This is a genomic window from Vampirovibrionales bacterium (assembly GCA_016712355.1).
Taxonomy (GTDB): domain Bacteria; phylum Cyanobacteriota; class Vampirovibrionia; order Vampirovibrionales; family Vampirovibrionaceae; genus JADJRF01.
The window spans coordinates 1,968,292-1,994,094 of sequence record JADJRF010000005.1; the positions used below are offsets into that span (position 1 = coordinate 1,968,292).

The window sequence follows — 25,803 nt, forward strand, 5'->3', positions numbered from 1 at the left end:
GCGTCGCGCGCCTAGAGCAGGCCCTGTTCATACGCGTAGGCCGTCAATTGCGCCCGGTTGTGCGCATTGAGCTTGCGAATGAGATTGGCGACATGGCTGTCAACGGTTTTCACAGACAGGACCAGCGCTTCTGCGATGGCGCGATTCGTGAGCCCCTGAGCTACCAGAATCAGAATCTCATGCTCGCGCGCGCTCAAACCGGCGCTTTTGGCCTCGCCCTGAACGGCGGCGAGCTTCTGCGCGGTTTCCTCGCACAACAGCGGGACATCGGCGGCGTCGCCCATCAACGACAGGACGGCCGTCTGCAAGGCCTGTTCTGTAATCGTCTTGGACAGAAACCCATGGGCCTGAAGGGCCAGCCCCCGGCGAATATACTGCGGATCCACATGCGCCGAAAACAACAGGATTTTCAGCGTCGGGAAGTCGCGGCGCATGCGCTGGAGAATATCCAGCCCGTTTTCGCCGGGCAAATGAATATCCAATAGCAGCACGTCCGGCCGTTTCAGACGAATCATACCTTCGAGATTCTCGCCGGAAGCCGTTTCGCCGACGACTTCAATGCCGGGATGCGCGGCCAGCATATTGCGCGTGCCTTGGCGCACCACCGCGTGGTCGTCGACAATCATCACCCGCGCCCTAGACGCGGGAGGGGGCTGGGACATCGCCTTTTCGCCTTATATAGACGGGGATCAGCACCTGGAACGTCGATCCCAGCGTTGGCGCCGAGCGAATAACCAGGCGTCCGCCCGCCTGCAACACGCGATCATGGACGCCGGGCAGCCCGAGGCCGCCGCCGCCGCTGCGTTGCGGGTCAAAGCCCACCCCATTGTCGTGAATATACAGGCGCAGCAAGGGGCTTTCTTTCGGGTCGTAAATCAGCGTGAGCGATGCTTGCGTGGCTTGGGCGTGACGGCGAATATTCTGGAAGAGTTCTTGCGCAATGCGAAACGCGAGCAGGTCGTAGCCGTGCGGAATCGCCGCCGCTTCCGCCGGATCCAGATTGAGCGTGACGGTCACGCCTTCCTGACGCAAGGGTTCGGCCAGTTGCGCCAGCGCGTCGGCCAGTCCCAGATCTTCCAGCGCCTGCGGCTTCAGGTTCTGGCAGATGCGGCGTACGCTGTCAATCAGCGCGTCGGCCTTATGCGGCTCAAACGATCGCCTCAGTTCAATCAACCCCTGAATAATCTCATCGTGCAGCTCATGCGAGATGCGCCGACGTTCTTCTTCCTGAATCGTAATGGCCAGGTCGCGCGAGCGCGCCAGCTGTTTAAACAGACGCGTGAGATCGACCGCCGTCACCCCCATCAACAGCAGGCCCAGCACAGCCATGCTGATGGTAATCATCAGCGTCACGCTGCCCGAGGTCCGCTGAACATCCACCAACGTCTGCTGCGTACGCTCCGGATTAAACTGGAAGAAGTCCGCCTGCAACATGGCGTTAATGCGCCCCATGTTCTCAGGGTCGTTCATGAACAGCGTGAGCGCCTTGGGCAGTGTCAGGGTCCCGCTCATACTGGCGACCTGTTTCTGGGTTTCGGCCCAGTAGGCGCGCGCTTCGTCGTCGCGATGACTGTTAATCGCCGCCTGCGCCTGACGCAATTGCCACTGGATGTTATTCAGGGCTTGCGCGCGCGCCAGTCCCAGCGTCGTCCCCTGAATCGCCGCCCCCCAGCGCTGGGTCATTTCATACGCCGAATACCCGACCACCACGGTGAGCATCAGCATCACCAGCAGGGGAGCGAGGATCGTGCGCGCGTTCAGGCGATTCATCAAAGGCGAGAGTCTCTCGTGTTAACGGGACTGTCTTACGAGCATAGCCTTCCGCCCCCCTAAAAACATCCGGCCAGCAGACGAATCCACTGGCCGGACGTAAATTGAATAATCTGGGGTTAGTGGGTGACAGCGGCCGTAATGGCGCCGTTGTCCCACGTGTACACCGCGTTGGTTTTGCTGAACGTGGTGCCTTTGGCGCAGGTGATGGTCGCCGCAGCAACCGTACATCCGCCTTTGCCCAGAGTCGCCGTGCTGATGGTTTGCGCATCGCCGGTGGCGAGAGCGGCGGCTTTCACAAAGTTGGTGAAGCCGATCGGCGAGGTCATTTGCTTGGCCGTATACATCGCGGCCGCACTGTTCAGTTGCGACACGAAGTCTTTGGCAACCGCTTCTTCCGCCGAATCCGTCGAATCGACCAGACGGGGTACCGCGACAGCGGCCAGAATGGCGACGATCGCAATAACGACCGCCAATTCAACCAGAGTAAAACCTTTTGATGCTTTCATTCAGGAGTCCTCCTTCAAACACTTAACAAAAATTATAAACGCAAAACCCGTTTTAGAGGGGCCTTGAGATCGTTTCCAGTAAAAACAATCCGTAGAGACGTCCGCATCGGGAATCTGGTGGAGGTATCGTTTCGCGCGCGTCAAACCTGAGTCGGTAGAATTACTGAAGTTTGCGATCGCCGGCGTTCTCCTCTCAGGCGCGTTTTGCCTATAATGGCGTCATCGCGTTAGAGAGAGCCTCGGAGATCGTCCCTGTATGGCCTTATGGGCGGCTGTTCGAAATTGCGCGCTGAGCCAATACAGCCACGCGCTGATTCCGGCATTGTTCGCCTTTGCGCTGGGCGCTCTGATTGCCAACGCCTATCCTGGCGGCGCGGTGTTTCATCCGGCGGCGGTTGCGATTGCGCTGCTGATATGGCTGGGCGTCATCGCCCTGCGCGGCGGTCCGTGGACTACGCGCGGCGCACTCTGGATTCTCGCGCTGACGCTGGGCGGCGCGTATGCCTACGCGCGACTGGCAATCGAGGCCCCGTACGACGTCAGCCGCTTTGCCCCGGCTCCTCGCGCCTGGATTCAAGGCGTGGTTGAAAACCGCGAACCGGCGCGCGCCCGCGCGACGCTGCGCGTCCTGACCGTTAACGGTCTGCATGCGCAAGGCCGCGTTCAGGTCAAAACCTCGCGGGAAACTTTTCCGCCTTACGGGAGCGTTGTTCTGGCGCATGGGGACGTCGTCCGTCCGTGGTCGGCCTGGTTTCCCGGCGGGTATGACCAGCGTCGCCAGCTCCTGCAAAGCAATGTCAGCGCCGTCATGATTCGCGTCGACGAGCTGCGCGTCATGCGTCGCCAGCCGCTGACGCGCGCCGATGCGGCCCTGCGCTGGCTGGAAGCCGTACGGGATCAAATTCTCCAGACTTTTCATCGCGCGTTGCCCCAACGCGAGGCTGAAACGCTGGGCGGAATCGTTCTGGGGAGTCACGCCAGCGGCATCGACGCGCAGACGCGGCAAGAATTCGTCAATACCGGGCTGATTCATCTGCTGGCGGCGTCGGGAATGAATGTTGGCGTCATCGCCGCCTGCCTTCTGGGACTGGCGCGCTGGCTGCGTTGGCCCGCGCGCGTCAGCCTGCCGCTGGCAATGCTGGGCGTGGCGCTCTATATGGCGCTTGCCGGCATGGCCGCCTCTGTGGTTCGCGCAGGCGTGATGCTCCTGATGGCTCTGGGTCTGAAGCTCGCCGACCGCACGCTGTCCGCGCTGATGCTGCTGGCGCTGGCCGTGGCCGCGATGACGCTCTGGAATCCTCTTATTACAGAGAATATCGGCTTTCAGTTGTCGGTCCTCAGCACGCTCGGGCTGATTACCATGACCCCGCCGCTGCAAGCGCGCCTGTCGCGTTACGCCCCGCGCTGGATGGTCGTCGCCCTGCTCGCGCCGGTGATTGCGCAAGCGTGGGTAACTCCGGTGTCGATTTTCTATTTTAATCAGGCCCCCCTGCACGCCATTGCGCTGAATATCGCGGCGGCGGCGCTCGTGGTCCCGCTGACGGCGATGGGCTTTATCGCGGCGCTGGGCGCGCTGATCTGGCCGCCGCTGGGGCAGGTTATCGCCTGGGCCAGCGCGCCGCTGATTCACGCCTTGCTGTGGATTGTCGCATTCGGCAATCAATTTAACCCGTGGGCCCTGCTGACGCCCGCTTCCCCGCCGCTGTGGCTGCTGATTGCCCTTTATGCCGCGCTTACCGGGCTGGCGGTGGCGCTGGCGTTTGGCGTGCGGCTGCGTTCGACGCGCGTCGCCCTCGTTTCGACAGGCGTTGCGATTCTCCTGCTGACGCCGTTTGCGCTGGCGCGCTGGCAGTCTCGCGACACGTCGCGACTCGACTGGATTCCGCTCTCTGAGACATCGGCGGCCCTGCTGGCGTTTCCGCCCGGCGCGGCGCCTCCCTGGCTGATTCTGCCGCAGCCCTTGCGCGCGCGCGAAGGCCGTACGCTGGCCGATTACCTGCAAAAGCAAGGCGTCTGGCGGCTGGCTGCCGTGGTGACGCCCCCGCCTGAAGGCGCTATCGGCGTTGCGGGTCTCAAGGCCGCGCTGGGCAAGCGCCGCGTCGATGGCGTTCTGACCCAGGCCCTTCATGCCACCCCTAAGCCGCTCTTAACCCTGCGGGATGCGCCGTTCGGGTTGCGCGCCACGTCCCACGGCTGGCGTCTTCAAATCGGCGCCGGATGCTTTGAAATTGCCGCTGAAGCCTCGCTTGAATGCCCGGCGGGCGCGCGCGTCACGCCCGGGAGCTCGCCTCATCTCTGGCTGGCTGCCGAGCGCAAAGCCTTGACGCCGGGCCGCTGGCATCGTCTGGAAATTTCCGGTCGACAGGCGTTGATTTATTAAGGCGCGTTATTTCTTTTTCGGCGGCGGGGTTTTGCCGGGCGGCGTGGCAGAAGCGGCGCCCGGCGCCTCAAAAATAGAGGTTTTGGGGAAATAATTCTCGCCCAACAGACGCCGCATCGACTGAATCTCGCCCTGGGCGCGCAAGCCGTACTGATTATCCGGGAAATTCGCCGACAGGAATGAGAACATCTCAAAGGCTTCGTCGTAGTCTTCGCGCTTCTTGGAGACCACCGCCGCCTGATACACGGGTTGAATCAGCAGCGGATTTTTGGGGAACTGCTGCATCAGGTCCATCAGCTTGAAGCGCGCGTCGGCCAATTGCCCGGAATCCTCGGGCGAAAACAGATAGCGCGATTGAATCTTGCTCAGCAGTTTGGAGAGCGTCGGTCCGAGCCCGTCGACGGTTTCCTTGAGTTTGGCTTCGGCGGCGGGATCGCCTCCGCCCTTCTTCTTTTTGGCGTCCGCTGGCCAGACGCCCACTGTCAGCAGCAGGGCAAGGCCAGTGACAACGCAAACGACGCGGGCGGCGACGCGAGTCGGTTTCATGACGGGACGCTCCTCAGAATCTTTCATCGCTATGCCCAGCATCGGCAAAACCGGCAAAATCTTCAATCCTTGCAATAAGGCGTACGCTGGGAGTTGAATTTTCCCCGGCAAAATGGGAAAAACCCCTTGACGAGGGGCCGATAGTGTGATATATTTTAGATATAAGTAAACGCTACGAAGGAAACCTGACGTGTCTGGCGTGCTTCCATTTTCGCGACCGACGACGTTTTTCCTCACGCTGATGAAAAACGCGACGTTGTTCGACGACGTGATGCGCGCCTTATTCGAAGCCCCGCTGAAAAGCGTGCGGACGTGGGCCGGACGCTTCTGCGTCTCGCGCCTGAATCGCGTGGCGACGCTGTTTCAGGCGCAGGCCTCGCAGGCTGCTGCGGCTCCCGAAGCTGATGCGCAGACGTTGAGCGAATTACTGGGCATTCTCGACGTGCATCAGCCCCAACCGCCGCAGTTCGCCCGCTCGATTCGCGCGCCGCAGGCGCAGGACACGCCGCCGCCTGCCGGGTCTGGGCATGCGCGCTATCCTGTTTTTCCCCAACGGTTTTTACGGCGTTATCTGGCGCAAAAGCTGGCCGGGCTCAGCGCGCCCGTCGTGGCTGCGTCTGTTGCGCCCTGCGAATCTGCCGTTCTCAACCCCCCGCTTGCCCCTGGAGCGGCAGGCGACGAGGCGTTCGATTCGCTCGCAGGGCAATCCCCGCCCGAGCGTCCTCCGGCTGTTATTGCGCTGACGAGCGCGCGTCCAGACGCCGCCCAACTGGAAGCGGAGTATCTTTTTCTCTGGGCTCAGGCCCTTGCCGATGAATGGTTCGGCGATCCGACCCCATTGTGCCTGCGTTTTGAGTCGCATCAGGCCGCGATAGCCGGTTTGCCTGCCGCTGAACGCGGCCCGCCTGCGCCGTTCTGAAAGTCTGACGCCCGAAGCGGGGGATCGCGCCACGATCGCCCGCCTTTGCGCGCAACAAATCCATGCCCCCGGCGTTTAAAGCCTCATACCCCCCGGAATATTCATGTGGAATCCGTCTGATGACATCCGTGACCCCAAAGCTTTGTTTAAGGGAGGCTAAATGCCCATCGTCGCCGCCCAGTTTATTCTCACTGGCGCTTGAGGTTTATCGATATATGAAATCTGGCGATATGCATTCAACGCAATTCAGAGATCACTTCAAAACCTTTCAGGATGCGCTCGCAGCGGCGGCGCCGCAGGAGTTACTTCTCCTCGATTCGCAGCTTCAGGCGCTGGCGCGTTGGCATCAGCAACGGCCGTTTGATTTAAACGCCCTTCTACCCGGATTAATCCCCCCTCACAAGCAATAGGAGCCTATTCACCATGCATTCCGTTGGATTTTCCCCCGCTTTCACCCGCCCTGAAAAGCCGGCATCTCCGCGTTTTGGTCAGGAGGACGATGCGCCAAAGCTTATTTGCAAAATGATACCTCTGGCCTTTAAAGGCCAACGCAACACTTTAGAATACCAAACCGCCGCCGCTGAACTTCGAGCCTCTATAGGTAGATTAGACGAGAGGCAACTTGATATGCTACAAGTTTTCTCGAAGCCTTTTGTGTACGCAATTAGGCATAGTGCTTTAGAAAAGCATTATCGCGCCGTGGATCCTGAAAATGTCATCGACAGCCTTCTGAAAGAATAGCGAGACGTCGCATGAGCCTGACCGGCCAGCCATTCGCCTCCGATCAAGGCGGCGTCGCACGAATTCTGGCGGTGCTGAACCTCACGCCGGACTCGTTCTCCGATGGCGGACGCTGGACAGGCGCGCCGGTCTCGCAGATCGTCGATGCGGCGGGGCAATTGCTGACAGAGGGGGCCGATGCGCTCGATATCGGCGGGGAATCCACGCGGCCGGGCGCCGCCACGATTTCGCCTGAAGCAGAATGCGAGCGGATTCTCCCCGCCATTGCTGCGCTGCATGCGGCCTTCCCACAAACGCCGCTCAGCGTCGACACGCGCAAGGCTCAGGTCGCCGCAGAAGCCGTAAAGGCAGGCGCGTCGGTTATTAACGATGTCTCGGGGCTCCAGTTTGATCCGCTCATGGCGCGCACGGCGGCGACATCGGGCGCGACCCTGATCCTGATGCACAGTCAGGGCGAGCCCGCGACCATGCAGCAGAATCCGCAGTATGGCGACGTCGTGGCGGAAGTTGGGGCGTTTCTGGCTGCGCAGGCCGACGCGGCGATAGCGGCAGGCGTCGCGCGCGAGCGCATCTGGCTGGATCCCGGCTTTGGCTTCGGGAAAACCCGCGCCCATAATCTGGCGTTGTTGCGGCATCTGAGCGATATTGTCGCGTTGGGCTTTCCGGTGCTGGCGGGCCTGTCGCGCAAGACGTTCCTCTCGCCGCTGGACGATCAGGGCCGGGCGGCGCTGGCGCCGGGCGAACGCGACGCGCTCTCGGCGGCGGCGGCGGCATTGGCCTTACACGCCGGCGCGCGGATGATTCGCCTTCATAACGTCAAACTCCATCATCCGGTGGTTCACTGGATGGGCGCGCTACTGGCATAATACTGGGAAGCGTCCGGGCTCAGGTCCGAACGCGCTTCGATCAGGACCAGCTGAAAAGGGAGCGAGCAAGCGTCATGGCCAAAGCGTCTCAGGCAGACAAGGATTTAACCCCGTCGGCGGATATCAAACGCAAACCCGAAGAAATTGCCGGCGTTTACGAGCAATGGGTCTATCCTGCCCCCCTGTACGATTTACAGGCGTACCACGACTCCGGTCGTATTGACGCCGCCGCCCCTCAAATGGCCCATGCGCTGTATTGGCCCGATGGCCGCTACCAGCGCGAAGGCGGCGAACAGATTTCCATTCTGGTTGCGGGTTGCGGGGCCAACGCCGCCGCGCGCTACGCCTTTGAGCATCCGCAAGCCAGGGTCGTTGGCATTGACGTCAGCGCCTCGTGCCTGGCCCACGAAGAAAGCCTCAAGCACAAGCATAATCTGGAAAACCTCAGCCTGTACCAGATGCCGGTTGAAGACGCGCGCACGCTCGATGAAACCTTCGACTTCATCGAAGCCGTCGGCGTCATGAATCATCTCGAAAACCCGCTGGCCGGTATGGAGGCCCTCAAGACGCGCCTCAATCCCGATGGCGTCATCGCGGTGATGCTCTTTGGCGTCTATGGCCGTCTGGGCGTGGGCATGCTGCAAAAGATGTTTCACCGTCTGGATATGGGCTTCAGCAACGAAGACGTCAACATTGTCCGTCAAACGCTGGCGATCCTCGATGCGGATCATCCGGTTCAGGCGTTTAACCGTAATATCGCCGATCTGCAACTCGACTCCGGCGTAGTGGATTGCTTCCTGCGCTCTGCAGGCCGGAATTTCACGGTAGAGGGCTGCTTGCAGTTCGCCCGTAACAGCGGCCTGTCGTTCATGGGCTGGCTCGACAACTTCCCCTACTATCCCGAAGGGCAGGTCCCCTCGAATCATCCGCTGTATGAGCGCATCGGCAAACTGCCGGAAGACGATATGTGGAAGGTGATGGAGCTGTTTAACGGCGTTCTGCGCAATCATACCTTCTATATGTGCCGCAAGGATCGCGACGCCAAAGGCTACAAGCTGGACTTCGACGGCGACGCCTTTATGGATTACGTCCCCATAGCGCGCATCAACCGCTATCACCAGCCCGATCAGGAGCAGGGTCGCCCGGCCATGATCGAGCGGATTCCCTATCGTCCGGTGCCTCTGACGCCTGCGCAACTGGCCGTTTACAGCCGCATCGACGGCAAGAAGAACGTCCGCCAGTGCCTTGAAGAAGCGGGCTTGACCGGCTCGCCGGAAGATCTCACGGCCTTCGCCCGCAACTTCTTCCGCAGCCTGTGGCGTCTGGGCTATGCCATGTTCCTCTATCCGCAAGAAGCCTGACGGCGGGAACAAACGCTAAAACGCGTCGTCCATATATCTAGTTTATGCCAGCTTAGACAAGCCCAACACAGGGGGTGCGGCGCATGTCACGTCGCTTGGCGACGATTCTCACTGCAACGCTCGTGGCGCTCAGCGCGGCGGGCGTCAGCCTGCATGCGCAGGAACTCCAGGTCGACCCGTCGCTGGCGCCGCTGAATCCGCCGCCCGTGGCGAAACCCGCCGCGCCCATTGTTCTCAAGGGCGGGGTCCGTACGCTCGATCAGGCGATGGTCCAGGAACGCGACGCGGTGGACTGGTACGGCTGGTATTTATCCTGCCGCGACTATCTGCTGCAAACCGGCGGATTCCAGTGCCCGCTGGGCAGTACGATCCATTTCTACCGATCGGGCCGCCTCGACACCAATTCTCGCGATCCGTTATGCCGCGCGTCGGTTATGAGCAAGCATTTTCCCTTGCCTGAGAACACGCGCATCCCGGTGCTGGCGCTGCCCATCCGTCGCGGCGCGGATCCGCCCGCCACCCCGGAAGAAATCCAGCGCCGCACGCGCGGCTAAGCGCTGCGTGCTCTGCGCGCAGGTTCTCTAGAACCAAAGCTTCCCCGAGGACGATTCCGGCTTCTCTGGCTGAAAACAGTTAAACTTGATTTGATCTTTTGAGAATCCTTCCAACGTCACCTTTCCACCGGGAGTCAGATACTCGGACGTTCTGGCGACTTTATTTACGAGCGCTCCTAACATCGGGGAGCCTAATACGGGTTTGTTGACGGGTACAATGATTCCGTCTGTTTCAATGCACGCCAGGTTATTAGCGCCTCGCGGGGCCGTCACGGTCAGGTGATTCTCCGGAACGCCCGTTGCTTCCAGAGCCAGTAGACTCTCGTGCGGATTGGAACTGTCCGGTTTAATAAATCTCAACCCTGTTTCCTGATAAACCGGAAACGTCTCCTGACCGCCGGTCTGACTTTCAAGATTTATCACCACTGGAATGTCTTTTTCAGAGGCGGCAATCGTGACCCGATTCGTTTCTCCGTACAAATACCACGTCTCCGCAACCGGACTCCGGTGGGCGTTAAATTCTCTGCTCGCGCTAGCCGGCATAAATCCTCCTGTTTCAACCCAATGCAAGTAAACCCAACCTGCCCACTATCAATAGATTACAAGAGGTTAAAAACAATGTTTCGAAATTTTGTGCGGCCCTCACCTTCTCGCAAACGGGAAAGCCTCTATGAGATTCCTCAATGTTATTACGCAGGGACTGGCCTATGATAGCGAACGCTTATCGCGCGGGGACAAGGCGCCTGCCGATGATCGGATTCACAGATTCTGGCAAGAGAATGGAGGAGCGCTGGTGAGCGAGGCATGTGCGCTGATTCCCGTAGATACGGCGGATCAGACCGAACGGAACGATGTCTGGTGGATAGAGCCCCTGCTGATTTTTCTGGGCTTCACCGCGTTTGGCGTCTATGCGACGTGGGCGGCCCTTCAGGCGGACTTCTACCAGCTTCATGATCTGGCGCGCTTCGGCGCAGACGGCGTCCGGCCCTATCTCTCGCCCTTCTATTCGCCTGACCTGCCCGCGTTATTCCCGCAGGCGATGGGCTGGTTTCGCTGGTCGCCCGCGATCCTGATCATGCCGTTTCCGGCGATTTTTCGCGCGACGTGCTATTACTACCGAAAAGCTTACTACCGCTCGTTCTTCACCTCGCCGGCGGCTTGCGCCGTCAAGGCCCAGCCCAGCCCGCTGGCGGGCCTGCTGGGACGCGGCAAGGGCGCGGGCGGCTATAAGGGCGAGTCGGTTTTTCCACTGGTCATGCAGAATCTGCACCGCTTCACGTTCTACATTGCTGCGCTGTTCGTGTTGATTCTGTCGATTGACGCCGTCTGGTCGCTGATCGGCTGGCAAGCATCTGGATCGTCACGTCCCGGCGCGTTCCACGTCGGCGTGGGCTCGCTGGTGATGATTATTAACGCCGTTTTGCTTGGCCTGTACACGTTTTCGTGTCACTCATGGCGGCACTTGCTCGCGGGCAAGCTGGATTGCTTCTCGTGCAGCGGCTGGACCAAAACCCGCTATGACGCATGGCGCAAGCAATCCTCGCTGAACGACCATCACATGCTGCTGGCGTGGATTAGCCTGTTCTGGGTCGCCTTTACCGACCTGTATATCCGCCTGTGCGCGATGGGCGTGTGGCGCGATATCGTTCTCTTCTAACCTGGCGTGTGGTTTCCAACGATAGACAGAAAAGGCGTTTGCAACGATGGTTCAGAACTACGAAACCCGGTATGAGTGCCACCATCACGACGTATTAGTCGTCGGCGCTGGTGGGGCGGGCCTTCGCGCCGCCATCGAGGCTTCTGCGCAAGGCCTGTCGGTGGGACTGGTCTGTAAATCCCTGCTGGGCAAGGCCCACACCGTGATGGCTGAAGGCGGCGTCGCGGCGGCGATGGCCAATGTCGATGGCGAAGACGGTTGGCAGACGCACTTTAAAGACACCATGCACGGCGGTAAATTCCTCAACAACTGGCGGATGGCTCAAATCCATGCGCAGGAGTCCCCCGACCGGATTCGCGAACTGGAGCGCTGGGGCGCGGTATTTGATCGGACGGAATCCGGTAAGATTTTGCAGCGGCCTTTTGGCGGCCACACCTATCGTCGGCTCTGTCATGTTGGCGATCACACCGGCCTTGAGCTGATTCGCACCCTGCAGGACAAGGGCGTCCACAGCGGGATGGACGTTTACATGGAAGCGACCATCACCCACCTGCTGATGGACAATGGCCGCATCGCCGGGGCCTTTGGCTACTGGCGCGAGAGCGGACGCTTCATCGTGTTCAGCGCCAAGACCGTGATTCTTGCCACCGGCGGCATCGGAAAAGCCTACTCTGTCACCTCTAATTCGTGGGAATACACCGCAGACGGCCATGCGGCGGCCTATCGCGTCGGCGCCGAACTCATTGACATGGAATTCGTCCAGTTCCACCCCACGGGCATGGTGTGGCCCAACGGCGTTAAGGGCCTGCTCATCACCGAAGCGGTGCGGGGCGAAGGCGGCCAGCTCACCAATAGCGAAGGTGAGCGCTTCATGAAAAACGTAGATCCTAAGCGCATGGAGCTTTCCACGCGCGACATCGTGGCGAAAGCTATCTACCGAGAGGTAAAAGAGGGACGCGGATCCCCGCATGGCGGCGTGTTCCTCGATATTTCGCATCGCGGCGCTGAGTTCATCAAAAAGAAACTGCCAGGCATGTACCGCCAGTTGCTGGAATTCGCCGATGTCGACATCACGAAAGGCCCGATGGAAGTGGGCCCGACGACCCATTACACGATGGGCGGCCTGCGCGTAGAGGCGGATTCCGCTCAGACGACTGTCCCCGGCCTCTTCGCCTGTGGCGAAGTCGCCGCCGGGATGCACGGCGCCAACCGCCTGGGCGGCAATTCCCTGTCCGACCTGCTCGTGTTTGGCCGGCGCGCGGGCATCGGCGCGGCGGACTACATTCGCCAGAACCCCGGCGTGCCCGTCATTCGTGACGAAGACGTGGACGCAGCGGCTCGCGAGTTGATTACGCCCTTTGAACAGGAAAACGGCGAGAACCCCTACGAGCTGCACCGCGAGTTACAGACCATGATGCAGGCCAAAGTCGGCATCGTGCGTCAGGAAGCGGACTTGCAATCGGCGCTCACCGACTTGCAGGGCCTGGCTGAGCGCGCGCGGCGCGTGTCGGTGCAGGGATCGCGTCAGTTTAACACCGCGTGGCACCTGGCGATCGACCTTGGCAGTATGATTCTCGCTTCTCAGGCTGTGGCTCATTGCGCGTTACAGCGTCAAGAAAGCCGTGGCGGCCACACGCGACTGGATCATGAAGGCTACAACGACTATTGGGCGCGCCATAACTCGACGGTCCGACAAGAGAACGGCGACATGCGTATTGGCGTCAGCGAACTGCCGCAAATGCCGGAAGAATTGGCCAAATTGTTTGAGGAGGCTGTGTAATCCTGATGACACCTGAGTCTGAACTGACCACATCCGAATCAACCCAGCCCATTGCGACGTTTCTGGTCTTTCGCGGTTCTGCGGAAGAGCCTCAGGGCTTTCAGGAGTTCAAGGTTCCTGTAGAAGAAGGCATGGTCGTACTGGACGCCGTGCATTACATCCAACAGCATTTTGCGCCTGATTTAGCCGTTCGCTGGAACTGTAAAGCCGCCAAGTGTGGCTCTTGTAGCGCCGAAGTAAACGGGAAGCCTTCTCTGATGTGCAAAACCCGTATGGATGCGCTGCCGCTGGATGAGCCCGTGCGCGTTTCGCCGTTAAAAGCCTTTCCTCTGACGCGCGATCTCGTCACCGACGTGTCGTGGAATTACGAGCAGAACAAGCGCATCACCCCTTTTACCCCCAAGGACGAGAATACGGACGCCTGGAATGTCCGACAGGAGGACGTTGACCGGGTTCAGGAGTTTCGGCGCTGTATCGAATGCTTCCTGTGTCAGGATGTCTGCCACGTCGTGCGCGATCATGACCAGAAGGACGCCTTTGTGGGCCCGCGCTTCCTCGTTCGCCTTGCCTCGCTTGAGATGCACCCGATGGACGCCGCCGATCGCATTCCTTTTATCAAGGAGGAAGCGGGTTCTGGCTTGTGCAACATCACCAAATGCTGCACGGAAGTGTGCCCGGAGCATATCCATATCACCGATAACGCGATTATTCCGCTGAAAGAGCGGGTCGTGGATCGCTATTACGACCCGGTGCTCTGGTTCTTAAGAAAGCTTCGCGGCAAGGCGTGAGCCTGGGCAATTCCTTGAGCCTTTTAAAGCCCGGAAAACATTTCTGGGTAATGCTTTCCCTTGTTTTTGTCGCTGCGACGCTGACGACGCTTGCGCGAACGCCTTGGGTGACCGTCGTCAATCTGGATAGCGCGATTTTCACGCTTCTGGGGCAGGCGCTGGCAGGCGGCAAGGGCTATGTGCTGCTCTCTGAGCCCGCGCCGCAGCCCTATTTTACGTTTCCGCCGCTGCTGCCGCTGCAAATCGCGCTAATCGCCAAAATTCTGGCGTGGATGGGGCTTGATAGCCCCGAAGCGCTGCAAGTCGCGGTAAAGAACTGGATTCACCTGCTATTTTACGCCTCGATTCCCCTGTTTTATGGCTGGGCGCGGCAACGCTTCAACTTTTGGCCCGCAGTCGCCTTCACAACGCTGCTTGCGCTGAATCCGCTGATGTATCGCTACGGCGGCGCGGATATTCTGTCAGATGTTCCGTATTGGGCCCTGTCCATGGCTTCTGTCGCCGCAATGGATCGCTGGCAGGCTTGCGGCAAGCGCCGTTGGTTTGCGGCAAGCTTGCTGATGGCCGCCTGTGGCGTGTGGACGCGACAAATCGGGGTGGCGCTGGCGGCGGCGATTTGGCTGTCTCTGTCGGCGCAGCGGCGCTGGCGGGCGTTGATCGTCGCGATGCTGACGCTGGGCGCGGCTTGTGCGCTGTGGCCTGCGATAGAACATCTGTATCGACAAGCGTACCCCCTTGCCGAATCGACCCTGAATCAGGCAGGGGTTCGCGAAACGCTGGCGAAGTCTCCGGTCAAGCTTGAGTTTATCAAGCATTTCGCCGTTCAGAATCCTGTTTCACAAGACCGGGCAGCCGTTGCGCAAGATGCAGGGCAATATATCACGCTCGCCGCCTCGCGTCTGAACGCCTATGGCCAGCGGATGGCCGGGCTGTTCGTCCCGCCGCCGCTGGACGCTTGGGCAGGGCCCTTGATCTGGCTGCTCATCGCCATTGGCTACTGGCGATCGCGCCGTAAACTAGGCGTTTTGGCCTATTATCTCCCGATTTACGGCCTGATTTTAACGGTTTATCCTTATACGACGCCGCGTTTTCTGCTCCCTGTGGCGCCATTTCTGCCAGCGCTGGCCTATAGCGCGATTTCAGACGGGCTTGAGCTGCTGCGGAGTCGCTTTTCCAAACCAGATGACGGCCAGTGGCGCTTTCAACGGATCGCTTTGGCGTGTCTATTGGCGCTAACGCTCTTTGGCGGGCATCTGCCGCAAACCATCCGCTGGGTGCGCGCGGGCATGAAGATCAACGCCGCCCACGCCGGGCCTTCTGTCCGGACCGAAAATAGGGCCTATTACGAGGCTTTACGCTGGATTGCCGCCAATACGTCGCCCCAAACGCTGATTGTCAGCCGAAAACCCCCGGTAACGTATTATTATAGCGGCCGTCATTCCACAGCATTCCCGTTTACAGCCCGCCCTGAGCGTTTTGCCCGCTACCTCGACGACCTCGCCGCCCGGTCGAAACCCGCCTTCTCAGCGGTTTATTTGCTGGAAGACGCCGCCTTCGGCGAGACGGCAAAAAGCGTTGGGCCCTTAAGGCGTTCTTATGGCCATCGTCTGCAATTACGGCACGCGTTTGCCTCGGGAGATCGTCTCTGGGAGTGGCTATCCGATGCCAATTCCGCTCAAAACGCCTTACCGGTAAGACCGCGCGTGTAGCGCGATGGCTGGCGCGTCGATTTCAAAGACATGGAAGCGCCCCGGAGCCAGATCCACGCTCAGGTTATTGGTATCGACGATGAACTTGCTGCTTTGCCCGTAAGACGGCGCGAGATCCGCAAGTTGCTGATTTGCGCGCAGCCCCGGAGCGCTGATCACCGCCGAGTGGCGCGCGTTGACGTCGCGATTCGCCACGATCAGCAAGGTTTTACCCTGATGATGCCGGGCAAACGAGATGATTTGCGGCGCATCCGCCCGGTTAACATCCAGCGGAATGAACAGCCCCTCGCTGATAAGGGGCAGGTAGCGCCGCCGCAGATCCAGCATCTGACGCGCGTAGCGGCCAATCTCGGGGTGAGAGCCCTGAGGGCGCGGGCGGTAGTTGAAGAGATCGAAGGGTCGCTCAAAGCCAGTCATCAAGCCATCGACGAAGTAGGGGTTGGTCCATGGCTGAAGCGCCATCAGCCCCACGCTGAGCAGCGCCATGGGTACGCCGCCGCGCGTCATCAAACTGAAATCGTAAGGGGTGTAATACGAGCCCAGAAAGGACTTCCCGGCGCCGGTACGGCGGATCATCCCATGGCGACTGGTGAGATAGTCCATGAAGATATTGGCGTCGCGCATCTCGGGAAATTGATGGAATTCCCCGTATGTGGCGTCAAAACCCGCTTTCAGGAGCAGCTCGGGGTCGTCCGGCGCAATATTCTTAAGCGGGGAGGCGTCCTGAATGCCGTAGCTCTCAGCAAGCCAGAGCTTCTCAGGATACTTGCGGGTGAAAAACTCCCAGAACCAAGGCGGACGCGATCGCGCGACGTCCAGACGATAGCCATCGACGTTCAAATCGCGGGAGGTCGTCTCGAAAAAGCGGTCGTAGTAATCGACCAGGGCCTTGTTGTTCTCAAACAGCAGCATATCGCGCCACTGGCTGGGCTGAATCGGCTCATTCCGAGAGTTCCGCGCAATCAGTTCGGGATGTTTTCGCGCCAAATCGTAGGATGCAAACATAGGCACATCCAGAATCACGTGCAGACCGCGCTGATGGGCTGCATCCACGAACTGGCGCGCCTGCTGCGCGGGCGTAAGCGGGCTGTTTGGATCGAGGTATTCCGGGTTGATGGCCAGTAAATCGCTGGGCGCATAGGGATTTCCCGCTTCTCCCATGCGCCGTTCGCGACTGGCCGGCTGAATCGGCATCACATGGAGGGTATTGACGCCCAACGCTTTGAATTCGTCCAGCCGTTCGATGGCTTTGCGAAACGTGCCAGACTCCGAGGGCTGAATGACGCCATCATGATTGGCGTCACTGGCGGCAAACGTGCGGATTAGCAGCGCGTAGACCACGGCCTCGTTGCGCATGAACATCTGCTTAAGGCGATTTTCCCACGGCAGACTGTGTGTCGTCGTCGTTGAAACCGGCGCTGCCTGCGTGAGCGGGCGATAACGCCATGCGTTCATGGCCCATGGATTGCTAAAGCCATTCGCGGCCATACCCGGAGAAGCCTGCGCAGGAAACCTTGGCGACGGAGGCGTTATCTGAGCCGGGGGCGCTGAGCCAGCCAGCAAATCCGGGCGATAAGGCGCAACGCCCGCATAGGGCGACGCCCATCCCGCCCCCGGAAATCCAGGAGAGCCGGCAGAGACAGCCCCCACTAGGGGCGTCCTCCGCTTCGAGGCTGCGTTTCACCGACCACTAGCGCGTAATAGAGAGCGGTCGCCGCTGTCAGCGCCCCGGCCATCAGCCCGAAAACGCGGCGGTTCCAAAGGAATTTGTCGAAACCGTTGCGCGTGATCGTCAGCAAATGATCCCGAATCACAGGCCCGGCCTGGTCGGACAACTCGCAAATCATCTTGTCGAGCCCCACGCCTTGCGTCGCCTGGAGTCGCGTCAGCGCCTTGGTAAAGGCGTCGGGCATCAGATCGCCCGAGGCGGCTAAATCCAGACGACCGGCGGCGACGGTTTTGAGCCAGCGCGTCGAACCAATCACGTTTAGCTGGCGATTCAGGGCCTGCGGCGTCATATCGCCTTCCAACAGTTTCTCAAACAGCGTGGCATAGCGGCTGACGTGGCTATGCGCCTGGTGATATTCATGCAGCAAGCGCGCTTCTGCCTTGTGATACAGCTCGGGGGGCAGCGCGCGAAGGGCCTTGAGGTTGACAACGTTGTGATTCATCGCATCAAGGCGCTCAGTCTCTTCTTTAAGGAAGCTCTTCATCGCCATGAGCGACAGGCGTTGATCGGGTTGGGTCAGAAAGCTCTCCAGACGTGAGCGAATGGCCTGAGACAGGGCCTTGTCGTCGAGGCGCAGGGCATTTTTCAGCCCGATATGCCGGGGCAGTTCTAGCCGCTTGACCAGCGTCTCCTCAAAGCGCTTGCGCCAGCGCGACAACCACGAGAACTTATGCGCGCCCAACTGCTGGTCGAGATAGGCGTCAAGGCTGCGCTCAGCCAGCACAGGGGCTTCGCGGAATTGACGAGCCCGCGTCAGGTGATAGCTCGAAATCACTTTGCCCGCGAGCCCTTGCGCGGCGTTCTGCAGCAAATCGCGCAGGCCCATGGTGAAAACAGGCAGACCGAGCCCGGCGCTGAGCAACCACCAGGTTTGATTCTGCACCGTGGTTTGCTGAATTTTCTCCTCAATGAGGCGGCGGCGCTGCTGGGTGTAGGGGATTCCAAGGCGATCGCCCGTCCAGTTGAAGCGCTCTTCCGGGATAAGCTGAAAAGGAATGGCCTGCGGGTTTTCAAAGAGCTGTCGCCGCTGGCCGGAACTGTCGAAATAGCCCTGATTCAGATTAAGACCGGTTTTGAGATTGGCAAGCGCGTTATGGACCCACTTACCGCCGTACAGGGCGGCTACCCAACTGCCGACCGCCAATGCATGGCCCATCCCCAGAGATTTACGCGGGTCGGTGAGCGTGGCGAAGGTCGCCAGAACCAGACCGCCCCCCATCGCGATGGATTGCTGGAGCGGACTGAGCGCGCTGCTGGAGGCGTTCTTGTGATGTAGCCCGCCGATAACCGCAGACGCCGTACGGACAGGCGTTGAGAAGCGCTCGACAAAAGTCTGCGGCGGGGCCAGACTGCTCGCGGCATAGGTGGGCGCGTCAAAGCGGCGAGGAATGACGTTCTCGCTCATGGGCGGGTTCTCCCGCATAGCGCGTAACGGCTAGAGCTGCGCATGGCGATACCGCATCATGGTTTGAAAGGGCGACGGCGCGTCGGGGTCGTAGCGACGTTGCCACGGCTGGAACTGAACCGGAGACGATTCGTATTCTTTGGGCGTCAGTACGCGCATCGACTCATACACGCCCCAGGCAAGCCCGATCGGGATGCCCCATGCGCTTAATCGGCTGATAGGGCGCGGCGCGGAAAGCTTTGGGTCATGGAAGACGCGCGTCACAAGCTCTTTCGTCTTGGGCCATACTTCACCCGTGTGGATTTGTTTGAGCAGATAGAGGGGCGAGCGCCGTTTCTCCAGCAGGGCGGCCCATGCGTCAGAGCGCGCGACGTAACCGATGCCGAAGAGCGCAAACATCAGGCTCCAGATGATTTTGAGCGAGTCGGCGGCGTTCACCACGCGCAAGGCCTGCTCACGGCAAGCCGCGTCAGGACTGGCCAAATCGGATGGAATGCCCATTTTTTCGCGCATGCGGCGGTAATGGGCGGGCGTTAGGAGATCAAAGCGGGGCGACTCCGCATTTCGGAACACGGAATCGACGCCGCCTTCCGCCGTGCGAAACATGAGCGTCAGATCGATACCGAATTTCTGGCGGTAGAAGCTATTCACCAGGCGGTTTGAGGCTGCGACCGAGAGGTAATACATTGCCACGCCCGCCAGAATACGTCCTGCGGCGGCGGGTTTGTGATGGCGCAGGGCCATCGCGCCGATCATCGTCAAACCGGCGGTGACGTAAGGGACTTTGGCCATCAAGGCGAAATCGGCGGTCGTAATATCGGTATCGCCGCGCAGGCCTTTCCAAACGGTTTTAGGCAGCGTGATCAGCAGGGTCTGAGCGTGAAATCCCAATCGGCGCAGCAAATTGGGGTTCTCCAGCAGCGTATCCGTCGGCACGGGCGATACATTGCGCTCGCGCGCCGTGACAGGATCCATCAGAAACTTGCTGGATCGCGTGAGCGGACCGAGGCCCGCGTCGGGCGTTTGAAATGCAAGCCCGAAGGTCGGGGAAGAAACCGTCATAGGGAGGTTCCACCGTTGCCGGTTTGAGGACGTTGCCTTAGACGTTGCATAAAAAGAGGAAACGAGAGTAAAGCCAGAGTAAAAATCTGGATCAGGACCCATGGCGCTATGTCTCTGTCGATAACGCCTGTGAAGTCTGCTAATTGTCACCAGACGGGCTTTCTTGAAGCGATTGTTACCCCCTTGCCTGTTTCCGGCTTCTGTGGTTGTTACATGTATCGACCCTTTCCATCAAAAGGGACGCACAAAAGGGACGCAATAGAGAAGGAGATTCCCCATGAATCGCGGCCTGCGTCGTTTCGTCGCCCCGTTCGCCAACGTCGCTGCCCTGATTGCGATTTGCGCGCTGATGATTGGCTTTAACAGTCCGGCGCAGTCCATGGACCTGAATCAGACGCTGCGGCAGTCGTGGCGCTTCTACCAACAGCGCTTTATGCCCGGCGGCGAGCGGGTGGAATCCAACAACTACGGCGGATCCATCACCGAAGGGCAGTCGTACGCGCTGATGAAAGCCGTCTGGATGGGCGATCGCCCGGCCTTTGATGCCGCCTGGCGCTGGACGCGACGCAATATGGCCCGCCCGGACAGCGTTTTGCCCGGCTGGCGCTGGGGAAAGCGCGACGACGGGCATTATGGCCTGATTGCGTCTGAGAACGCGACAGACGCGGATCAAGACATTGCCTACGCCTTGCTGCTGGCCTTCGAGCGCTGGGGCGATGCGGCGTACCGCACGGACGCCGACGCCATGATCGCAGAACTCTGGCAACGCCACGTCCACCGCATCGCCGGGCGGTACTATCTGGATCCGGGCGACTGGCCGCCTTTTGTGGAAGGCGAAGCGCTGACGATTAATCCGTCTTATATGGCGCCGTATGTCTATCGGGCCTTTGCCCGGTACGATGCGGCCCATGCCGACGGCTGGCGCGCGCTTGCCAACGACGTTTATCCTGCGCTGGAGGCTTGTTCTGCGCTGAGCGCACTTAAATTGCCGCCGAACTGGTGTGCCGTCAACTATCAGAGCGGCGCCATCGGGTTTTCGGACGTTCAGGGCGAGGGCGCGCGCGACTTCGGCTATGACGCCTTCCGCGTGTTCTGGCGGATGGCGATGGATGCGCGCGAAGAAGGCGGCTCTGCGCAGGCGCGCGCCTATCTGGCGGCCCATGACGGGCTATGGCGCCATTGGCTGGCCCATCGAGACTTGCCTGAAGGCTTTGGACCCAAAGGCGAGCCGCGAAACAGCGGGCCTTCAGGATTTTCGCGCAGTGCGCTTTTTGCGCGTCAGGCGGCGCTGGATCCGGCGCGAGGCCAGGCCTTGTATCAGGCCATTCTCGGGCCGTTATACCACCCGGAGGGTTACTGGCAGAACGATTATAACGACTTCATGCACAGCGTGGTCTGGCTGCACGTGTGGACCGCGCGGCCTTAACGCGCTAGGCAAGCGCGTGACGGGCGATGAAATCGGTGTAGACTTCGCGCCCCTGACGAAATGCGGGGCTCGCCAACACTTTTTGATGAAACGGGATGGTCGTCTTAACGCCCGTGATGGCGTATTCACCTAAGGCGCGCGTCATTCGGGCGATGGCCTCGTCGCGGGTCGCGCCGTGACAGATGAGTTTGCCCATCAGCGAATCGTAATACGGCGGAATCGTGTAGCCGTGGTACATGTGGCTGTCGACGCGTACGCCGGGGCCGCCGGGCGGGAGATAGCCATCTACTTTGCCCGGGCAGGGACGGAAATTCGTGTCAGGACACTCGGCGTTGATGCGGCACTCGATGGCGTGGCCGCGAAACGTGACATCATCCTGCGTAAAGGAGAGCGGCTGGCCCGCAGCGACCTTGATTTGCTCCTTGAGCAGGTCCACGCCGGTGATCATCTCTGTGACCGGGTGCTCAACCTGAATACGGGTATTCATTTCCATAAAATACATCTTCATATCAGCGTCGCAGAGGCATTCGATCGTGCCGACGCCCTCGTAGCCGATTTTACGGATGGCGCGCAAGAGAACCTGGCCCATTTCTTCGCGCAATTGCGGGGTGAGGGCGGGCGACGGGGCTTCTTCGATGAGCTTTTGATGCCGACGCTGGATCGAGCAGTCGCGCTCGCCCAGATGCACCACGTTGCCATACTGATCGGCGAGAATCTGGAACTCGATATGGCGGGGATTCTGGATAAATTTTTCGATATAGACGGCGTCATTGCCAAAGGCGGCCTTGGCTTCGCCACGCGCCAGCGCGACCTGATCTTCGACCTCGTCTTCTGAGGCGATCAGGCGCATTCCCTTGCCGCCGCCGCCGGCCGTGGCCTTGGCGATAATGGGATAGCCCACCGTGCGCGCCCAAGCGCGAATCAGCTCCGGGTCAGCGGTCGTGCCGTCGGTTCCGGGAGTAACGGGGACGCCGACATCCGCCATCGTGCGCTTGGCGGTAGCTTTGTCGCCCATGATGCGAATCATCTGGGCAGAAGGGCCGATAAATTTAAGCTGGTGATCGGCGCAAATCTCGGAAAAGTCGGCGTTTTCCGACAGAAAGCCGTATCCTGGGTGGACGGCGTCGGCGCGGGACATGAGGGCGACGCTGATCAGGTTGCTGACGTTGAGATAGCTCTGGGCCGAGGCGGCAGGACCGATGCAGTAGGCTTCATCGGCCAGTTGCGCGTGCAGGCTCTCTTCGTCGGCCTGCGAATAGACGGCGACCGTGCGGACGCCCAGTTCCTGACAGGCGCGGATAATGCGCACGGCGATTTCGCCTCGATTGGCGATAAGGACTTTCTCAAACATTCAGGCGAGACCTCCGGTTGACGTCAGGACGCAACGGCGCGCGCCGCTCACGCGGGGTCGATGAGCATCAGCGTTTGGCCGAACTCCACCGGCTGACCATTCACAGCCTCAATGGAGACGATAACGCCCGTTACGTCAGATTCTAACTCGTTCATCATCTTCATGGCTTCAATAATGCAGAGCTTCTGGCCGACGCTCACGCGCTGACCCACGCTGACAAAGGCGTCAGCGTCCGGCGACGGCGAGCCGTAAAACGTCCCCACCATCGGCGAGGTGATGGGCGTGTAGCGCGACTCGCTGGCCGGGGCGGCAGGCGCGGCGGCGGGGGGCGGCGACGCTGCTGGCGGCGCAGCGGGAAGGACCGGCGGACCGTAGGCGGCGACAGGCGCGGGCGGGACAATGGTCAGCGCTGTCGAGGGATCGGCGACAACTTTGATGGTAACGCTTTGCGGCCCGTCGCTGACGCTCAGTTCCGCGAGTTTTTCTTCGCGGGCCAAGGCGGCGAGTTCACGGATTTTGGCGATATCAACATCCATCTCTTAACGTCCTATCCGGTTACACGCGATCGAGATACGCGTTGGTGCGCGTATCGACGCGGACTTTATCACCCGTTTGTACGAAAAAGGGTACCTGGACCTGAGCGCCGGTCTCCAGCGTGGCGGGCTTGGTACCGCCGGAAGCGGTATTGCCCTTTTCGGGCGGCGGGGTTTCGCTCACCACCAGCTCAACGAAGTTGGGCACGTCGACGCCAATGATGCGCCCGTCGTGATCCAGCACGCTGATGACCATTTCTTCCTTAAGGTAAATGACGCCGCTGCCGATCTGGGTCTTGCTGAGCGCGAGCTGATCAAAGCTGCGCAGGTCCATAAAGGTGTAGGTTTCGCCGTCGTTGTAGAGATACTGCATCTCTTTGCGCTCAACGTGCGCTGATGCGACTTTTTCGCCAGCGCGGAAGGTTTTTTCAACCACCTGGCCGGTTTCTACGTTTTTAAGCTTGGACCGCACAAAGGCCGAGCCTTTGCCCGGTTTGACGTGCAAAAATTCAATCACCTGCCAGACGCCATTATCCAGCTCGATGGTGATGCCGGTTTTGAAGTCGTTGGTGGAAATCATAAGAAACCGTATTCCTGTGAGGCAGACGCAGATGCGCTGGCGGCGCCGTATAATGGGGGCTCTCCCAGCCGTTGCGTTGAGCATATCACGATCGCTTTCGATGACAAAACCCTTTGATGACGCCCTTGATTGCGCGCGCGCCACCGTGTCGCTGGCCGGTCTGGCCGATCTCGACGCTTTCGCTCGCGCGCTCGCCATGCGCCTGCGGCCGGGCGACGTCGTGGCGCTCGATGGCGATCTGGGCGCGGGCAAGACCACGCTGGTTCAGGCCCTGGCGCGGCATCTGGGAGTGAGCGACGGGGTCGTCAGCCCCACGTTCGTCTTGACGCATGAGTATCGCGGCGCGCCCATGCCTGTCCTTCATGCCGATTTCTACCGGCTGGAAGACGAGGCCGCGCAAAGCCTGGCCGAAGAGATGACCGCCGTGATCGCCGAAGGCCGTACGCTGGTGCTGGTGGAATGGGCGAAATTCGGGCCGTTTCTGGCGCCGTTTGTCACGCGCTCGCTGGCGCTGTCTACCCCGGATCAGGCGGCTTCAGGACCAGAAAATCCGCAACAGGGAGAAGCGCGGGTGATTTCGCTGCAACGTCATAAGACTTCTCAAGAACCCCAGACGCTGGCGGAGACCCAGAATGGCTGAGATGCGCGCGCTTTTACTCGACACCGCAGGCGCAACGTTGATGGCGGCTATTGCTGTCAACGGCGAGATTCTCGCCCGGCTTTGCGAAGAATCTCCCTCCCAGCGCTACCATTCGGCGGCGCTGGCCGCGAAACTGCGGACCATGCTGGAATCGCTTGCCCTGACGCCGCAGGATCTGACGGCGCTGGCCGTCCACATCGGCCCGGGCAGCTTCACCGGCCTGCGGACCGGCCTGACGACGGCGCGCGTCATGGGCCAGTTTCTGCCGCTGACGTGTTATGCCTTTACGGCCTTTGATCTGCTGCGAGCCGCCCAACCCCCGGACGATGCGCCGCTGGGCATTGCGCTGGACGCCTTGCAAGGGCGCGCCTATGCCGCCATTTGCGATGCCTCGGGCGCGTGGCGTCAACCGCCGGCGCTGGTGACCCTCGACGCGTGGCGCGATAGTCTGCCTGCCGGAGCCCGCGCGCTGATTTCGGCGTCGCTGGCGAGCGCGTGGGACGATTCCACTGGCGAGCGCCGGCGCATGCAGCCCATAGAGTCGCTGGGCCTGTTTACGCCGCAACTCATGATGGACCTTGTGACGCGCGGGGCCCCGTCGACGCCCTGGGGCGAGCTGCTGCCGCTGTACCTGCAATCCCCCAATATTACGCTGCGCGCGGATGCCTCGTCGAAGAAGCCCCCCGCTTGATCTTTCCCTGTCTTCCGCCTATGCTGGCGCTGACAAATTGGCGCTGGTGGCGTGGCCAAGTGGTAAGGCAGGAGTCTGCAAAACTCTTATCCCCAGTTCGACTCTGGGCGCCACCTCCATTTGTAAACAAACATGAAGATCTTTGCGGCGATTTTTATTAAGGGGCGCGACAAGATGTCAATCGTCGTTTATAGTGGGATTACTGGGATTTAAGGCAGCGCCTCGGCGCAGGGGAACGAATTAAACACAGAAAATCAAACGCAGTTTCAGCGATAACAGCCCGCTGATGTCTCTGTGGGTTTATCTGGGGTTTTTGTCAACCGTAATTCGAAGTAAGAGATTTCCAGATTTAATTTCTGAATTTAATCTCTCCATGAAGCAATGCTGGGTGATCCAAATTTCAGGGAAAGGCCGGAAAACTGATGACGACGACTCGTATTGATTTCAGCGCTATTACGACGCCCAGCGCTCTGGGCGAACGGGTGTGCAAGGCAATGGAGACGTTTACGCGTCTGGCCCCGCCGCAAGAGTTCGCCCCGGCGCGTATCATGACGTTTGACGAAGCGCTATTCCAGCCGGGCGACAGTCAGGGCTTTTTCGGGCCCCTGACGCCGGGTTTCGGGCGCAAAGCCGGGCGCTAGGACCAGACCGCATTATCCTGTTTTGATAGAAGTTTCGAGAGAGAGACCACACGCCAGCCAGCACACAGCGAGCCATCCGTCGAACCGGATTCGACGAGGGGTTTCATATTTATCTTTCACGCACACACACACGCACACGCAACACCATCACACCGCCGTATGCGA

Annotated in this window: 26 protein-coding genes and 1 tRNA gene; 16 read left to right on the forward strand and 11 right to left on the reverse strand. The window is 60.2% G+C overall.

The window, feature by feature from the left end:
• Nucleotides 1-11: 11 nt before the first annotated feature.
• From IPK79_10445 to IPK79_10455, 3 genes are all read right to left on the reverse strand, one after another.
• Entirely contained in the window at nucleotides 12-662 is a 651-nt protein-coding gene (locus IPK79_10445; protein MBK8190855.1) for a response regulator transcription factor, read from the reverse strand.
• Nucleotides 637-1,770: a hypothetical protein gene (locus IPK79_10450; GenBank protein MBK8190856.1), complete on the reverse strand. Its 1,134-nt coding sequence runs from the start codon at nucleotides 1,768-1,770 to the stop codon at nucleotides 637-639. Before IPK79_10450 ends, IPK79_10445 begins: the two co-directional genes overlap by 26 nt.
• A 119-nt stretch (nucleotides 1,771-1,889) precedes the next feature.
• Complete coding sequence (locus tag IPK79_10455) at nucleotides 1,890-2,279, reverse strand: prepilin-type N-terminal cleavage/methylation domain-containing protein (GenBank protein MBK8190857.1); 390 nt, start codon at nucleotides 2,277-2,279, stop codon at nucleotides 1,890-1,892.
• Between the two features lie 256 nt (nucleotides 2,280-2,535).
• Between IPK79_10455 and IPK79_10460 the strand changes: the two genes are divergently transcribed.
• Nucleotides 2,536-4,659 (forward strand): ComEC/Rec2 family competence protein, encoded by a 2,124-nt coding sequence (locus tag IPK79_10460; protein ID MBK8190858.1) that lies wholly within the window; start codon nucleotides 2,536-2,538, stop codon nucleotides 4,657-4,659.
• A 6-nt stretch (nucleotides 4,660-4,665) separates the two neighbouring features.
• Here the strand turns inward: IPK79_10460 and IPK79_10465 are convergent, their stop codons facing one another.
• A complete protein-coding gene (locus tag IPK79_10465; protein ID MBK8190859.1) occupies nucleotides 4,666-5,205 on the reverse strand; it encodes a hypothetical protein in 540 nt (179 codons plus the stop codon).
• 190 nt (nucleotides 5,206-5,395) lie between these two features.
• Here IPK79_10465 and IPK79_10470 point away from each other — a divergent pair, with 190 nt between their 5' ends.
• The 6 genes from IPK79_10470 (at nucleotide 5,396) to IPK79_10495 (ending at nucleotide 9,646) form a co-directional block, all read left to right on the forward strand.
• Entirely contained in the window at nucleotides 5,396-6,124 is a 729-nt protein-coding gene (locus IPK79_10470) for a hypothetical protein (protein ID MBK8190860.1), read from the forward strand.
• A gap of 230 nt (nucleotides 6,125-6,354) precedes the next feature.
• Nucleotides 6,355-6,534 carry a hypothetical protein gene (locus tag IPK79_10475; protein ID MBK8190861.1) on the forward strand — a complete coding sequence of 60 codons (180 nt, stop codon included), beginning with the start codon at nucleotides 6,355-6,357 and terminating at the stop codon, nucleotides 6,532-6,534.
• 13 nt (nucleotides 6,535-6,547) lie between these two features.
• Nucleotides 6,548-6,865, forward strand: coding sequence for a hypothetical protein (locus IPK79_10480; protein MBK8190862.1), 318 nt, complete (start codon nucleotides 6,548-6,550; stop codon nucleotides 6,863-6,865).
• Between the two features lie 11 nt (nucleotides 6,866-6,876).
• Nucleotides 6,877-7,731 (forward strand): dihydropteroate synthase, encoded by an 855-nt coding sequence (gene folP, locus IPK79_10485; protein ID MBK8190863.1) that lies wholly within the window; start codon nucleotides 6,877-6,879, stop codon nucleotides 7,729-7,731.
• 74 nt (nucleotides 7,732-7,805) lie between these two features.
• Nucleotides 7,806-9,092: a class I SAM-dependent methyltransferase gene (locus tag IPK79_10490; protein ID MBK8190864.1), complete on the forward strand. Its 1,287-nt coding sequence runs from the start codon at nucleotides 7,806-7,808 to the stop codon at nucleotides 9,090-9,092.
• An 83-nt stretch (nucleotides 9,093-9,175) separates the two neighbouring features.
• Complete coding sequence (locus IPK79_10495) at nucleotides 9,176-9,646, forward strand: hypothetical protein (GenBank protein ID MBK8190865.1); 471 nt, start codon at nucleotides 9,176-9,178, stop codon at nucleotides 9,644-9,646.
• 27 nt (nucleotides 9,647-9,673) lie between these two features.
• Here IPK79_10495 and IPK79_10500 read toward each other — a convergent pair whose 3' ends face one another.
• The gene (locus tag IPK79_10500; protein MBK8190866.1) at nucleotides 9,674-10,189 is read right to left on the reverse strand and encodes a hypothetical protein; all 516 of its coding nucleotides are present in this window, start codon (nucleotides 10,187-10,189) and stop codon (nucleotides 9,674-9,676) included.
• A gap of 250 nt (nucleotides 10,190-10,439) precedes the next feature.
• Here IPK79_10500 and IPK79_10505 point away from each other — a divergent pair, with 250 nt between their 5' ends.
• Genes IPK79_10505 through IPK79_10520 form a run of 4 tightly spaced genes read left to right on the forward strand, consistent with a single transcriptional unit; the run spans nucleotide 10,440 to nucleotide 15,580 of the window.
• On the forward strand, nucleotides 10,440-11,303 hold the full coding sequence (locus IPK79_10505; protein ID MBK8190867.1) for a succinate dehydrogenase: 864 nt from the start codon (nucleotides 10,440-10,442) through the stop codon (nucleotides 11,301-11,303).
• A 46-nt stretch (nucleotides 11,304-11,349) separates the two neighbouring features.
• Nucleotides 11,350-13,083, forward strand: a complete 1,734-nt coding sequence (locus tag IPK79_10510; GenBank protein MBK8190868.1) for an FAD-binding protein — start codon at nucleotides 11,350-11,352, stop codon at nucleotides 13,081-13,083.
• Nucleotides 13,084-13,088: 5 nt separating this feature from the next.
• The gene (locus tag IPK79_10515; protein MBK8190869.1) at nucleotides 13,089-13,871 is read left to right on the forward strand and encodes a succinate dehydrogenase/fumarate reductase iron-sulfur subunit; all 783 of its coding nucleotides are present in this window, start codon (nucleotides 13,089-13,091) and stop codon (nucleotides 13,869-13,871) included.
• A 50-nt stretch (nucleotides 13,872-13,921) separates the two neighbouring features.
• Nucleotides 13,922-15,580: a hypothetical protein gene (locus IPK79_10520; GenBank protein MBK8190870.1), complete on the forward strand. Its 1,659-nt coding sequence runs from the start codon at nucleotides 13,922-13,924 to the stop codon at nucleotides 15,578-15,580.
• On the opposite strand, the gene IPK79_10525 is transcribed toward IPK79_10520, so the two are convergent.
• Genes IPK79_10525 through IPK79_10535 form a run of 3 tightly spaced genes read right to left on the reverse strand, consistent with a single transcriptional unit; the run spans nucleotide 15,557 to nucleotide 19,776 of the window.
• Nucleotides 15,557-17,230 (reverse strand): hypothetical protein, encoded by a 1,674-nt coding sequence (locus tag IPK79_10525; GenBank protein ID MBK8190871.1) that lies wholly within the window; start codon nucleotides 17,228-17,230, stop codon nucleotides 15,557-15,559. The two genes, IPK79_10520 and IPK79_10525, sit on opposite strands and share 24 nt — an antisense overlap.
• Entirely contained in the window at nucleotides 17,230-18,714 is a 1,485-nt protein-coding gene (locus IPK79_10530) for a hypothetical protein (protein ID MBK8190872.1), read from the reverse strand. The genes IPK79_10525 and IPK79_10530 overlap by 1 nt, the downstream gene beginning before the upstream one ends.
• Before the next feature lie 30 nt (nucleotides 18,715-18,744).
• Nucleotides 18,745-19,776 carry a hypothetical protein gene (locus IPK79_10535; GenBank protein ID MBK8190873.1) on the reverse strand — a complete coding sequence of 344 codons (1,032 nt, stop codon included), beginning with the start codon at nucleotides 19,774-19,776 and terminating at the stop codon, nucleotides 18,745-18,747.
• A gap of 277 nt (nucleotides 19,777-20,053) precedes the next feature.
• On the opposite strand from IPK79_10535, the gene IPK79_10540 reads away from it, so the two are divergent.
• On the forward strand, nucleotides 20,054-21,202 hold the full coding sequence (locus IPK79_10540) for a hypothetical protein (GenBank protein ID MBK8190874.1): 1,149 nt from the start codon (nucleotides 20,054-20,056) through the stop codon (nucleotides 21,200-21,202).
• 4 nt (nucleotides 21,203-21,206) lie between these two features.
• Here IPK79_10540 and accC read toward each other — a convergent pair whose 3' ends face one another.
• Genes accC through efp form a run of 3 tightly spaced genes read right to left on the reverse strand, consistent with a single transcriptional unit; the run spans nucleotide 21,207 to nucleotide 23,666 of the window.
• Complete coding sequence (gene accC, locus IPK79_10545; GenBank protein MBK8190875.1) at nucleotides 21,207-22,553, reverse strand: acetyl-CoA carboxylase biotin carboxylase subunit; 1,347 nt, start codon at nucleotides 22,551-22,553, stop codon at nucleotides 21,207-21,209.
• A 47-nt stretch (nucleotides 22,554-22,600) separates the two neighbouring features.
• Complete coding sequence (gene accB / locus IPK79_10550) at nucleotides 22,601-23,089, reverse strand: acetyl-CoA carboxylase biotin carboxyl carrier protein (protein ID MBK8190876.1); 489 nt, start codon at nucleotides 23,087-23,089, stop codon at nucleotides 22,601-22,603.
• 19 nt (nucleotides 23,090-23,108) lie between these two features.
• On the reverse strand, nucleotides 23,109-23,666 hold the full coding sequence (efp, locus tag IPK79_10555; protein MBK8190877.1) for an elongation factor P: 558 nt from the start codon (nucleotides 23,664-23,666) through the stop codon (nucleotides 23,109-23,111).
• A gap of 100 nt (nucleotides 23,667-23,766) precedes the next feature.
• On the opposite strand from efp, the gene tsaE reads away from it, so the two are divergent.
• The 4 genes from tsaE (at nucleotide 23,767) to IPK79_10575 (ending at nucleotide 25,638) form a co-directional block, all read left to right on the forward strand.
• Nucleotides 23,767-24,306: a tRNA (adenosine(37)-N6)-threonylcarbamoyltransferase complex ATPase subunit type 1 TsaE gene (gene tsaE, locus IPK79_10560; GenBank protein MBK8190878.1), complete on the forward strand. Its 540-nt coding sequence runs from the start codon at nucleotides 23,767-23,769 to the stop codon at nucleotides 24,304-24,306.
• Nucleotides 24,299-24,997 carry a tRNA (adenosine(37)-N6)-threonylcarbamoyltransferase complex dimerization subunit type 1 TsaB gene (tsaB, locus tag IPK79_10565; protein MBK8190879.1) on the forward strand — a complete coding sequence of 233 codons (699 nt, stop codon included), beginning with the start codon at nucleotides 24,299-24,301 and terminating at the stop codon, nucleotides 24,995-24,997. Before tsaE ends, tsaB begins: the two co-directional genes overlap by 8 nt.
• Nucleotides 24,998-25,042: 45 nt before the next feature.
• A tRNA-Cys gene (locus IPK79_10570) sits at nucleotides 25,043-25,116 on the forward strand.
• A gap of 303 nt (nucleotides 25,117-25,419) precedes the next feature.
• Complete coding sequence (locus IPK79_10575; GenBank protein MBK8190880.1) at nucleotides 25,420-25,638, forward strand: hypothetical protein; 219 nt, start codon at nucleotides 25,420-25,422, stop codon at nucleotides 25,636-25,638.
• The last annotated feature ends 165 nt before the right edge of the window (nucleotides 25,639-25,803 follow it).

Excerpts from the sequence above, each read along its gene's own strand:
- IPK79_10575 (MBK8190880.1), top strand. The coding sequence starts at position 25,420 with ATGACGACGACTCGTATTGATTTCAGCGCTATTACGACGCCCAGCGCT.
- IPK79_10445 (MBK8190855.1), bottom strand. The coding sequence starts at position 662 with ATGTCCCAGCCCCCTCCCGCGTCTAGGGCGCGGGTGATGATTGTCGAC.
- IPK79_10490 (MBK8190864.1), top strand. The coding sequence starts at position 7,806 with ATGGCCAAAGCGTCTCAGGCAGACAAGGATTTAACCCCGTCGGCGGAT.
- IPK79_10515 (MBK8190869.1), top strand. The coding sequence starts at position 13,089 with ATGACACCTGAGTCTGAACTGACCACATCCGAATCAACCCAGCCCATT.
- IPK79_10510 (MBK8190868.1), top strand. The coding sequence starts at position 11,350 with ATGGTTCAGAACTACGAAACCCGGTATGAGTGCCACCATCACGACGTA.
- IPK79_10480 (MBK8190862.1), top strand. The coding sequence starts at position 6,548 with ATGCATTCCGTTGGATTTTCCCCCGCTTTCACCCGCCCTGAAAAGCCG.
- IPK79_10530 (MBK8190872.1), bottom strand. The coding sequence starts at position 18,714 with ATGAGCGAGAACGTCATTCCTCGCCGCTTTGACGCGCCCACCTATGCC.
- accB (MBK8190876.1), bottom strand. The coding sequence starts at position 23,089 with ATGGATGTTGATATCGCCAAAATCCGTGAACTCGCCGCCTTGGCCCGC.
- folP (MBK8190863.1), top strand. The coding sequence starts at position 6,877 with ATGAGCCTGACCGGCCAGCCATTCGCCTCCGATCAAGGCGGCGTCGCA.
- IPK79_10475 (MBK8190861.1), top strand. The coding sequence starts at position 6,355 with ATGCATTCAACGCAATTCAGAGATCACTTCAAAACCTTTCAGGATGCG.
- accC (MBK8190875.1), bottom strand. The coding sequence starts at position 22,553 with ATGTTTGAGAAAGTCCTTATCGCCAATCGAGGCGAAATCGCCGTGCGC.
- efp (MBK8190877.1), bottom strand. The coding sequence starts at position 23,666 with ATGATTTCCACCAACGACTTCAAAACCGGCATCACCATCGAGCTGGAT.
- tsaB (MBK8190879.1), top strand. The coding sequence starts at position 24,299 with ATGGCTGAGATGCGCGCGCTTTTACTCGACACCGCAGGCGCAACGTTG.
- IPK79_10540 (MBK8190874.1), top strand. The coding sequence starts at position 20,054 with ATGAATCGCGGCCTGCGTCGTTTCGTCGCCCCGTTCGCCAACGTCGCT.
- IPK79_10520 (MBK8190870.1), top strand. The coding sequence starts at position 13,922 with ATGCTTTCCCTTGTTTTTGTCGCTGCGACGCTGACGACGCTTGCGCGA.
- IPK79_10450 (MBK8190856.1), bottom strand. The coding sequence starts at position 1,770 with ATGAATCGCCTGAACGCGCGCACGATCCTCGCTCCCCTGCTGGTGATG.
- IPK79_10455 (MBK8190857.1), bottom strand. The coding sequence starts at position 2,279 with ATGAAAGCATCAAAAGGTTTTACTCTGGTTGAATTGGCGGTCGTTATT.
- IPK79_10460 (MBK8190858.1), top strand. The coding sequence starts at position 2,536 with ATGGCCTTATGGGCGGCTGTTCGAAATTGCGCGCTGAGCCAATACAGC.
- IPK79_10535 (MBK8190873.1), bottom strand. The coding sequence starts at position 19,776 with ATGACGGTTTCTTCCCCGACCTTCGGGCTTGCATTTCAAACGCCCGAC.
- tsaE (MBK8190878.1), top strand. The coding sequence starts at position 23,767 with ATGACAAAACCCTTTGATGACGCCCTTGATTGCGCGCGCGCCACCGTG.
- IPK79_10495 (MBK8190865.1), top strand. The coding sequence starts at position 9,176 with ATGTCACGTCGCTTGGCGACGATTCTCACTGCAACGCTCGTGGCGCTC.
- IPK79_10500 (MBK8190866.1), bottom strand. The coding sequence starts at position 10,189 with ATGCCGGCTAGCGCGAGCAGAGAATTTAACGCCCACCGGAGTCCGGTT.
- IPK79_10465 (MBK8190859.1), bottom strand. The coding sequence starts at position 5,205 with ATGAAACCGACTCGCGTCGCCGCCCGCGTCGTTTGCGTTGTCACTGGC.